Origin of the sequence: Binatus sp. (SeqCode) (assembly GCF_036522015.1) — a bacterium.
Taxonomy (GTDB): Bacteria; Desulfobacterota; Binatia; order Binatales; family Binataceae; genus Binatus.
The window spans coordinates 1-10,786 of the sequence record NZ_DATDGQ010000151.1; the positions used below are offsets into that span (position 1 = coordinate 1).

General features: G+C 61.8%; 10 protein-coding genes. 9 read left to right on the forward strand and 1 reads right to left on the reverse strand.

From position 1 onward, the window contains the following. From trmFO to VIW95_RS06285, 8 genes are all read left to right on the forward strand, one after another. Positions 1-735, forward strand: a 735-nt coding sequence (gene trmFO, locus VIW95_RS06250; protein WP_331584574.1) for a methylenetetrahydrofolate--tRNA-(uracil(54)-C(5))-methyltransferase (FADH(2)-oxidizing) TrmFO, incomplete at its 5' end; no start/stop codon positions are given. Positions 736-757: 22 nt separating this feature from the next. Continuing rightward, positions 758-1,027, forward strand: a complete 270-nt coding sequence (locus VIW95_RS06255) for an HU family DNA-binding protein (RefSeq protein WP_331584575.1) — start codon at positions 758-760, stop codon at positions 1,025-1,027. A 104-nt stretch (positions 1,028-1,131) separates the two neighbouring features. Further along, positions 1,132-2,502 carry a glycosyltransferase family 39 protein gene (locus tag VIW95_RS06260; RefSeq protein ID WP_331584577.1) on the forward strand — a complete coding sequence of 457 codons (1,371 nt, stop codon included), beginning with the start codon at positions 1,132-1,134 and terminating at the stop codon, positions 2,500-2,502. A gap of 7 nt (positions 2,503-2,509) precedes the next feature. Continuing rightward, positions 2,510-3,364: a class I SAM-dependent methyltransferase gene (locus VIW95_RS06265; RefSeq protein WP_331584578.1), complete on the forward strand. Its 855-nt coding sequence runs from the start codon at positions 2,510-2,512 to the stop codon at positions 3,362-3,364. A gap of 12 nt (positions 3,365-3,376) precedes the next feature. Continuing rightward, entirely contained in the window at positions 3,377-4,930 is a 1,554-nt protein-coding gene (locus VIW95_RS06270) for a hypothetical protein (protein ID WP_331584579.1), read from the forward strand. A gap of 114 nt (positions 4,931-5,044) precedes the next feature. Continuing rightward, positions 5,045-5,491 carry a hypothetical protein gene (locus VIW95_RS06275; RefSeq protein ID WP_331584580.1) on the forward strand — a complete coding sequence of 149 codons (447 nt, stop codon included), beginning with the start codon at positions 5,045-5,047 and terminating at the stop codon, positions 5,489-5,491. A gap of 267 nt (positions 5,492-5,758) precedes the next feature. Beyond that, a complete protein-coding gene (locus VIW95_RS06280; RefSeq protein WP_331584581.1) occupies positions 5,759-6,844 on the forward strand; it encodes a Zn-dependent alcohol dehydrogenase in 1,086 nt (361 codons plus the stop codon). A gap of 43 nt (positions 6,845-6,887) precedes the next feature. Then, positions 6,888-7,973: a Zn-dependent alcohol dehydrogenase gene (locus VIW95_RS06285; protein ID WP_331584582.1), complete on the forward strand. Its 1,086-nt coding sequence runs from the start codon at positions 6,888-6,890 to the stop codon at positions 7,971-7,973. Positions 7,974-8,090: 117 nt separating this feature from the next. Here VIW95_RS06285 and VIW95_RS06290 read toward each other — a convergent pair whose 3' ends face one another. Beyond that, a complete protein-coding gene (locus VIW95_RS06290; RefSeq protein WP_331584583.1) occupies positions 8,091-9,014 on the reverse strand; it encodes an NAD-dependent epimerase/dehydratase family protein in 924 nt (307 codons plus the stop codon). Between the two features lie 95 nt (positions 9,015-9,109). Between VIW95_RS06290 and VIW95_RS06295 the strand changes: the two genes are divergently transcribed. Beyond that, a partial coding sequence (locus tag VIW95_RS06295) for a homocysteine S-methyltransferase family protein (protein ID WP_331584584.1) occupies positions 9,110-10,786 on the forward strand: 1,677 nt, incomplete at its 3' end.

Genomic DNA, 10,786 nt, shown 5'->3' on the forward strand with positions numbered 1-10,786 from the left:
GTAATAGAGTCTGAAAAGATCGAGCTGCACCCGTTCGAGAAGCCGGTTTATTTCGAAGGATGCATGCCGATTGAGGAAATGGCGCGGCGCGGCCCGATGACGCTTGCGTTCGGCCCGATGCGCCCCGTAGGGCTCTCAGAGCCACGCAGCGGCCGGCGCCCGTTTGCGGTCGTGCAGCTCAGACAGGACGACGCCGGAGCCCGTCTCTACAACATGGTCGGCTTCCAGACCAAGATGACGTACCCCGAGCAGCGCCGCGTGCTGCGAATGATTCCCGGACTGGAAAAGGCCGAGTTCGTGCGCCTGGGCTCGATCCACCGCAACACGTTTGTCGATTCGCCGCGGCTGCTCCGTTCCACGCTTCAGCTCAAAACGCGCGACGATCTGTTTCTCGCGGGCCAGATGGTCGGGGTCGAGGGCTACGTGGAGTCGGCAGCCGCGGGATTACTAGCTGGAATCAATGCGGCGAACCTCGTGATGAATCGCGCACTGGTCGTGCCACCGCCGGAGACCGCGGTCGGCTCGCTGGTCGCATATATCACCGACTCCACGCGGCGCGACTTTCAGCCGATGAACGCGAACTACGGCCTGATGCCCGACTTGAAGACCCGTGCGCGCGGCCGTGAAAAGAAGATCGAGATGGGCACCCGCGCGCTGGCGGCCATCGATGCGTGGATCGAGCGCAATCAAATCGGACTGCCCGCATCTATGGCTCCGCGCGAAGTTCGGCTATAGAAAATCGCTGGAGGTCCCGCAGATGACCAAAGCGGAATTGATTGACACGATTGCGCGGTCCACCGATCAGCCGAAGAAACAGGTCGCGGCCACCCTGGACCTCGCGTTTGAACAAATCGCGCGTTCGATTCGCAAGGACAAGCGCTTCTGGGTGCCCGGCTTCGGAACCTTTTCGGTGCGTCGGCGCAAAGCTCGCGCGGGGTTCAATCCTCGCACCAACGCGCCGATGATTATCGCCGCGTCTCGCACGGTAGGCTTTCGTCCCGCGCCGCAGCTAAGGAAGGGTCTCTGACCACGGCCGCATCCAAAGCCGACGAGCGCGATCCGCCTCGCGAAACTACTCGCAACCAAACGAACTCTCGTCCGATCGTTACGGCCCGTGCGCTAAGTATCCTCTTGCTCATCGTCGCTCTCGCCGCGGGCGGCGCATTCCGCTTCGCGAATCTCGGCGCGCTCGAAATGTCGCCCGACGAAGGCGCGTCATGGGCCGCCGCCTCCGCACCGAGCACCGCCGAAGTGATCGCACGCCAACCGTCGCTCAATCCCGGCGAGCTGCCGATACACGATTTGATGCTGCATGGCTGGATCGCGCTTTTCGGCTCGAGCATGGCCGCGATGCGCTCGCTGTCGGCAGCACTCGGCGTCTTGTCGATCCTGCTGGTCTACCTCGTGGTCTTTGAACTGTTCGAGAAATCCGCGCTCAGCCGGGACGACGTCAAGATGATTGCCGGGCTGAGTGCCCTGGTCATCGCAGTGAACCTCGTCACAATCAAGTACTCGCGTGAGGCGCGGATGTATCCGCTGATGCTGGCGGCGATCCTCGCGCAAGTGGCGATGCTTCTCCGCGCGCTTAGGGTTGGCGGGATCGCGAACTACGCGGCAGTCGTTGTGCTGACCGCATTTGCGATCGCGTCGAACTTCGCCGCCGTACTGATTCCCGATACAGAATGCCTGTGGCTGGCGTACTTGATAATTCGCGAGGGACGGGCTGGATGGCGCAAGGGGAATGCGAACGCGCGGCGCGCGCTCAATATCCTTGTCGCGCTCGCGGCAGCGGGAGCGATTCTCCTTCCCAAAGTCTTTTCGTTGATGCACGCGGCTTCGTTTGGAAGCATCGGCGGATGGCGCAAGGCTCCCGCTTTTTACGAGCCCTTCGCGCTGTTCAACAAGGCCACCGGCAGCTTTGCATTCCCTATCCTCGCGGCGCTGGCAATCTGGGGCGTGCTCCGCGGATGGCAGCGTGGTGCGCGCGATTCGATCGCCTTCGCACTGCTCTGGATGTGGGCGCCGCCTGTGATGATGGTCGTCGCGTCGTACGCGATCGCGCCGGTCTTCGTCGAGCGCTACGCGTTGTCGTGCTTCGTTCCGTTTTTCATCCTCGTCGCTCTGGGAATATTCGAGTTGCCCGGCCACCTCGTGCGCGCCGGAGCGCTGGCGCTCGCTGTCGCGTTCTCGATCGGTCATATCGTTTCGTACGATCGCAAGCCTCACGACGCGCAGTATCGCGAAGCGATCGCGGCGGCCGATTCCGCCCTCAAACCGGGCGAAGTCATGACCGCGATCCCGTCCTATTCGATCCAGGTGCTCCGATACTATCTTCCAGGTGATCAGCTCAATCGCGCGGTTCGCTATGATCCCTCGGCATCGCCGGCTGCCGTGTTGATTCTTGGCGATCAGAACCTCGCGCCTGGCGACGCCCAGTCATATAAAAAACAATATCCGCAAACGGTCGCGCGTCTGCGCGGCGTAACAGTGCTGCGAAGGTGAAATCACGATGAGCGACCGGAATCCCGACGATTTGAAAATGAAGGGCCAGCAGAAGGCCGCGTGGGACGACAGCGCCGAGGGTTGGAAGCGATGGTGGCCGACCTTCGAGCGCGCCGCGCAGACCGTCAACGATCGGTTGGTCGAGCTGGCGAGCGTTCGCGCCGGCAATCATGTGCTCGATATCGCGACTGGCAGCGGCGAACCGGCGCTGACCGCTGCGCGCGCCGTTGGACAGTCGGGAAAAGTCGTGGCCGTCGATATGTCGCCCGGGATGCTCGCGATCGCGCGCGAGCGAATCGACGCGGCGGGCTTGAAGAACGTCGAACTCGTCGAGTCGGACGCAGAATCTCTAAGCCTCGACGCACATTCCTTCGATGCGGTGCTCTGCCGATGGGGTCTCATGTTCATGCCCGACCTCGACGGCGTCATGCTCGCGATGCATCGCGCGCTCAAACCCGGCGGACGCTTCGCGACCGCAGTCTGGTCGGTGGCGGACAAGGTGCCGATGTGCGGACTCGCGCGCGACGCGATCCGGCGAATTACGGGAATCGTGCCGCCGCCTAACGCGCCCGACCCGATCCGGCTAGCGGACGCCTCGATCCTCGAACGCGCACTGGGCGCTGCAGGCTTTCGCGACGTGACGATCGAACGGATGATCGTAACGTTCGAATTTCCGTCGGCGGACGCATTCGCCGACTTCCGCAGTCAAATCGGCGGCACCCGCGCGACGTTCTCTAAGATGCCCGCCGAAGTTGCCCGCCAGGTGCGCGACGCAATCGTGACCTCGGCGCGCGAATTCGCGACCGCCGCCGGCGTCGTGCGGCTGAGCAACGAGACCATCTGCTTCGGCGCGCGCGCATAGCGGGATACCGCCATGCCCGCCGGCCCCGCTCGCGTCTCGCTCTGGCGCTACTCGCCGGCACTCGTCCTGTTCGCGATCGTGATCGCGGACATACGCCAGGTCGGCGATCCCGATCTGTGGGGACACATTCTGTTTGGCCGCGAGCTGCTGGTTCATGGATCGCTGCCGCCCAACAATGTCTATTCGTATTCCGCGCCGGACTTCCGCTGGCTGCACCATGAATGGTTGAGCGAAGTCTTGATGAGCGCGACCTTCGACCGGTTCGGGCCGTTTGGCTTGAAGCTGCTCAAATTCCTGTGCACCGCCGGCACCGTTTCCTTTGTCGTTCTCCCCGAGTCCGAAACCGCCGCGCCCGTGAGCGTGCAGGCCATAATACTGGTGGTGGCATCGCTGATCTTCGTGCCGTCGATGCAGTTCCGGCCACAAATATTCGACTTCCTGTTCCTGTCCGCGATAGTCGCGATGCTTTCCCGTCACAACTGGCGCGGTTCGGCGCCGCTGTGGATCGTAATTCCGATCATGGCGATTTGGTGCAATCTTCACGGCGGATTCTTCATCGGACTGGTCGCGACGGCCGTGTACGGAGCGACAACTATCCTGACCGACGTTGTGAAGGGTCACGGGACGCGTCGCGGACTCGGCATCATCGCAATTACCGCCGCCGCTACCGCATCGACGTTGTGCACGTTCCTGATCCCACCCGCGCGCGAAACGTGGTTCACGCTGATCTACTCGATTCGGAACCCGACGACGCACACCAACATCGTTGATTGGAAACCGCTGATCGCCTCGCTCACGACCGCGCCCGCCGGGAGCCTCGAGCAGAAGTACTTCGCGATCGTGCTTCTCTTTTTCGCCGCCGCCGTTATATCGGTGATTCTCAGACCACGAGGTGCGGACGCGCCGCTGGTTGCGGTCGCCGCCGTACTGCTTGCGACCGCCTTCGCCGCCCAGCGCAATATCGCGATCGCGACGATTGCGATCGTTCCCGTGTTCGCCAAACACCTGGGCCTGCTGCTGCGTCCGCGCGAGGCCGCCAATACTGCAAGCGCTCGTGCGATGCCGCCTGTCGGTCGTTGGGTCGGCGAAATTCTGATCGCCATTATCGCCATCGGATTCGCGCGGTACAGCGGAATCCTGAAGCCCGGAATTGACGCATCAGGCAATCCTGCCGACGCCGTCGATTTCATGAACAACCACCGGCTGGCGGGAAACGTGCTGGCTGACTACGCCTGGGGCGAGTACCTGATCTGGCACGGAGGGCCCGGCACGAAAGTCTTCATCGATAGCCGCTATGATCTCGGCTATCCGCCGCAAGTGATCGCCGATTTCCTGGAACTGGACAAAGGCAAGCCTGACGCAGCGCATACTCGCGCCGCTTATAGGACTGATTTCGTTTTGGTCAAGCGAGATTGGCCGAGCGCCAGACTGATGGATTTTCAGCCCGATTGGCGGCTCATTTATAGTGACGACGTCGCCCGGCTCTACGCCCCCGTGAACTCGCCTGCTGCCCGGCTCGACGGCGTGCCATTCAAGGGCACGGTCCGGCCCGCATCGTTCCCGTAACTCATTTCTGCCGAGGGAGATTGAGAGTTAGACCGGTTGACGGGGTTCTTGAATCGAATTCGTCATATGGGTAATTTACAGCCGATCGCATGATCGCCAACCTGGGGGGGAACGATGACGATCGAAGACGCACTGCGAAAAATCGCACTGTTGCGCAGGGTCAGCGCCGACAAGGGAGCCCTCGCGGCAGAGAGAGAGACTGCGCACCGCTTGCAGAAGGTGCTGATGGAGCGCTACGCGATCAAGGCTCAGGATGTCCCTGAGGGCGCGGCGGCCGCACCGACTACACCCTTTCGCTTGAACTGGAATTACTGGCAGGAACTGCTCGACGAGTTCAACCTGCGCTTGAGCCGTTTCGGCGGCCGCGGCAGCGCCGAGATCGGGAAGAACACAGTCGCCTACATCAGGCTTGCTACCAACCAATGGTGGATCGAAGAAAGGTCTGCGCGCGGTTGGCAGACCACGATTCGCGACAACGGTCTCGAATCGCTGCGCGCTTACCTTAAAGAACACGCGCCAAAGACTTACTCCTTCTCGACCGCTGACCGCCGCTTCCGTTAGCGCGCTCTGCTGCGTCCTCAGGTCTCTCTCTGTTCCCCTCTCCAGAAGGGAGAGAGGTTAGGGGAGAGGTTCTGCGCGCGACTCAAGATTCTGCCTCTGTTCCAGAAGCTTCAACCTCGACGCTCGACGCGATGGCGGCACTGGCAATGCACCGTCAGTGTGGTAATTAAAGTGATCGCCAGTACGCTCGCGCGGCGCACGACGTTTTTCTTTTTCACTGCTCGCGCGCGCGGCAAACTTTATCGCCACACTCAAGGAGCACTCAGAATGAAAGCCGCTGTTTTCCACGGGCCCAAGTTGCCGCTCAGTATCGAGGACGTCGAACTCGACAAGCCGCAGGACCGCGAAGTCCTGATCAAAACCGTCGCCAGCGGCGTATGCCACAGCGACCTGCATTTCGTTGACGGCTTCTATCCCTATCCCGCGCCCGCGGTGCTCGGTCACGAGGCCGCCGGCATCATCGAGGAAGTCGGCAGGCAGGTGACTTACGTGAAGCCCGGCGATCACGTCATCTGCTGCCTGTCGGTGTTCTGCGGCAACTGCGAGCAGTGCATGTCGGGGCATCCCAATCGATGCTCGAACAAGGCCGCCACGCAACGCAATCCAAATGACAAGCCGCGCATCTCGCAAAAGGGCAAGCCCGTCAACCAGTTCCTCGACATCTCGTCCTATTGCGAGAAGATGCTGCTGCATGAAAACGCGGTGGTAAAAATTCGCGAGGACCTGCCACTCGATCGCGCCGCGCTCATCGGATGCGGCGTTACCACCGGCGTCGGCGCGGTGCTCAACACCGCGAAGATCGAGCCCGGCTCGACGGTCGCGGTCTTCGGCGCAGGCGGCGTCGGACTCGCGGCTATCCAGGGCGCACGAATTGCCGGCGCGCGCAAAATAATCGCGGTCGATATGTTCGAGGGCAAGCTCGCGATGGCCAAGCGGATGGGCGCGACCGACACCGTTGACGCATCGAACAGCGATCCCGTCGACGAAATCCGCAAGATGACCGGCGGCGGCGTCGACTACTCGTTCGAAGCGATCGGTCTCAAAAAAGCCGCCGAGCAGGCATTCAATTCGCTCAAGGCCGGCGGCACCGCGACTGTGATCGGCATGATTCCGGTCGGCCAGAAGGTCGAAATCGACGGCTACATGTTTCTCACCGAGCGCAAACTGCAGGGCTCCAACATGGGCTCAAACCGCTTCCGCATCGACATGCCGAAGTACATCGACTTCTACCTGCAGGGCCGGCTCAACCTCGACGACATGATCAGCCAGCGTCGCAAACTCGAAGACGTCAACGACGCGTTCCGCGCGATGAAGGCCGGCGAAGTTGCGCGCACCGTCCTGATGTTCAACTAGCGTTGATTCACTAAAAAAAGAAAGAATTCGAGGTTCTAAAAAAATGAAAGCTGCTGTCTTCCACGGTCCCGGTCAGCCACTCACGATTGAGCAGGTCGATATCGACGAACCCAAAGAGCGCGAAGTCGTCGTGCGCACCGTCGCCAGCGGCGTGTGCCACAGCGATCTCCATTTCGTGGACGGCCTCTACATGTGGCCGACGCCCGCAGTTCTCGGCCACGAGGCCGCCGGCGTCGTCGAGAAAGTCGGCTCGCAGGTGTCCTACCTCAAGCCCGGCGACCACGTCATCGCATGCCTGTCGGTCTTCTGCGGCTACTGCGAGGAATGCATGTCCGGCCATCCCAATCTTTGCTCGAACAAGGCCGCCACGCAGCGCGCCGCCAGCGACAAGCCGCGGCTCTCGCAAAAAGGCAAGATGGTCAATCAGTTCGCCGACCTGTCGGGCTACGCCGAAAAAATGCTGCTGCACGAAAATGCGCTGGTGAAAATCGCCGACGACGTGCCTCTGGATCGCGCCGCGCTGATTGGATGCGGCGTCATGACCGGCGTCGGCGCCGCGCTCAATACCGCGAAAGTTGCACCCGGCTCGACGGTCGCCGTGTTCGGCGCCGGCGGCGTCGGCCTCGCGATCATCCAGGGCGCACGAATCGCGGGCGCACGGATGATCATCGCGGTCGACAAATTCCCCGCCAAGCTCGAACTCGCCAAGAAACTCGGCGCGACTCACGCCGTCGACGCGTCAAAGGGCGACGCAGTCGAACAGATTCGGGCGCTCACCAACGGCGGCGTCGAGTATTCGTTCGAAGCGATCGGCCTCAAGGTCGTAGCCGAGCAGGCGTACGAATCGATCGCCCCCGGCGGCATCGCCACGATTGTCGGGATGGTCCCGCTCGGCCAGAAGGTCGATGTCGACGGCTTCTCCTTGCTGTTCGAAAAGCGCATCCAGGGATGCTTCATGGGCTCGAACCGCTTCCGCATCGACATGCCGCGCATCATCGAGCTCTACCAGCAGGGCCGGCTCGATCTCGACGACATGATCACCCGCCGCGGCAAACTCGAAGACGTCAACGAAGCGTTCCGCGCAATGAAAGCCGGCGAAGTCGCGCGCACAGTGCTGATGTTCGAATAACTCAAGTTCGCCTAACGCAGAAAGGGCCGGTCGGAATCCCCGATCGGCCCTCGTTTTTCCACCCTCTCCCTCGGGAGAGGGCAAGGCGCGCCCAGCGCCGCGGGAGAGGTTGCTCGTCTACATCGATTGCTTCAACAGTTCCGCGATGCCTTCCTCGATCGATACGCGCGGGCGCCATCCAAGCACTACCTCCGCCTGCGTCCGATCGGCGAGCGTGTCGCGCATGTCGCCGGCGCGTCCTTCGTGGTGAACGATTGGCCCGCCAATCATCGCGGCGATTCGATTCAGGCTGACGTTTTCGCCGCGCCCGACGTTGATCGCACGACCGTCGGCGATCTCGCAGTCCATCGCGAGCATGTTGGCCGACACCACGTCGCTGACGTGCGTAAAGTCCCGCGTCTGTTCGCCGTCGCCGTAAATTTCGAGCGGCCGGCTCTCGCGCCGCGCCTTCAGGAACGCCGCGATCGCCAGCACGTACGATCCCTCTTGAGCCATCCTCGGCCCGTACACCCCGAAGTATCGCAACGTGATCGTCTGCATCGCGAACAACCGATGAAACATGCGAGCGTACTGCTCACTGACATACTTTTGCAGCGCGTACGGATTGAGCGGATTCGGCGTCATCGTCTCGACCAGCGGTATCGTTGCCTGCTCGCCGTACACCGACGACGATCCCGAGTACACCACGCGCCGCACTTTATGATCGCGCGCCGCGATCAGCACGTTCAGCGTCCCGACCACGTTGGTCATGTGCGTCTCGACCGGCTTCGCGATCGAAAGCGGAATTCGCGGCTGCGCCGCGACGTGGAACACCGTATCGACACCCTCGAACGCATCGGCAATCGACGACGCGTCCCGGATGTCTGCTTCGACGACTTCGGCCGCACTGTTCACACCTTCGCGCCGGCCGGTGGCAAAGTTGTCGATCGTTCGCACTCGCAATCCGGCGCCGACGAGCGAGTCCACCAGATGCGATCCGATAAATCCGGCGCCTCCAGTCACCAGCACGAGGCGTCCTTGCGATTGCGATTTAGTGCTCATTGAGAGAAGTGCTCGCGAATCGGACAAAATTGCGCGGTTTGCATCGCTAGGATAACTTAGTGGTTTACCGCCCACATCCAAACGGGCATCCAACAATGACCACCGATGCGCACAGGATCAAGCTCCTCAAGGAGTTGCTCGCCGAACGAATCCTCGTTCTGGACGGCGCATTTGGTACCTTCGTGCTCGGCGAAAATCTGAGCGCGGCGGACTACGGCGGTGCTCGATACGAAGGATGCAACGAAAACGTCGTGCGCACGCGGCCGGAGCTGATTCGACGCATGCACGACGGCTTTCTCCAGGTGGGCGCCGACATCGTCGAGACCGCGAGCTTCCAGGCCAGCCCCATCGTGCTCGCCGAGTATGGTCTCGAGCAGGACACGCACGAGCTCAACCGCATCGCCGCGACGCTCGCGCGTGAAGAGGCCGCCCGCTTCAGCACTACCGACAAGCCGCGCTTCGTGGCCGGCTCGATGGGCCCGACGACCAAGAGCATCTCGGTTACCGGCGGCGTCACGTTCGATCAAATGCGCGACGGCTACCAGTTGCAGGCCGAAGGGCTGATCGAAGGCGGCGCCGACATCCTGATTCTCGAAACTGTCAACGACACGCTGAACTGCAAGGCCGGCCTCGTCGGCATCGAGGCCGCGATCGCAAAACTTGGCGTCGCGCCCGCCGTCGCCGTGTCGGGAACGATCGAGACGATGGGCACGCTGCTCAGCGGGCAGGACATCGAGGCGTTTTACACCTCGCTCGCGCACCGCGATCTGCTCTGGATGGGCCTCAACTGCGCCACCGGTCCCGACTTCATGACCGATCACCTGCGCACTCTGTCGGGCATCTCGAAATTCTTTGTCGCCTGCGTGCCCAACGCGGGCCTGCCCGACGAAGAAGGGCATTACAATGAGACGCCCGCGATGCTCGCGGGGAAAATCGCGCGCTTCGCCGAAAACGGATGGGTTAATTTAGTCGGCGGATGCTGCGGGACGACGCCAGAACATATTCGTCTGCTCGTTCAAGCCGTGGCGGGGAAGCGTCCGCGAGAACGCTCGAACGTTAGACGTTCGGTGGTTTCGGGAATCGAGACTCTAGTTATCGACAACGACACGCGGCCGGTGATCGTCGGCGAGCGCACCAACGTGCTCGGCAGCCGCAAGTTCAAGCGGTTGATTGCCGAGGGAAAGTTCGAAGAAGCTTCCGAAATCGGGCGCACCCAGGTCCGCCGCGGCGCCCAGGTTATCGACGTAAACCTGCAGGATCCGGATCGAGACGAGATGTCGGACGTCACCCGCTTCCTCGAAATCGAAGTCAAAAAAGTCAAAGTGCCTTTGATGATCGATTCGACCGATCATCGCGTGATCGAAGAGTCGCTCAAGCGCACGCCGGGCAAGTCGCTGATCAATTCGATCAACCTCGAAGACGGCGAGAAGCGCACCTCGAAAGTTCTTCCGATGGCCAAGCGCTACGGCGCGGCGGTCATCGCCCTCACCATCGACGAAGACGGCATGGCGCTCACCTGGCAGAAGAAGCTGGCCATCGCCAAGCGCATCTTCGATCTGGCGGTCAACAAGTACGGCATCCGCCCGTGCGATTTGATTTTCGACGCGCTCACGCTGCCCATCTCGACTGGCCAGGACGACTATCGCACCGCCGGCATCGAAACGCTGAAAGCGGTGAAGGCGATCAAGACCGAGCTGCCTGAGGTCAAGACCATCCTCGGCGTCAGCAACATTTCTTTCGGGCTGAATGTTTATTCGCGCCGAATTCTGAAC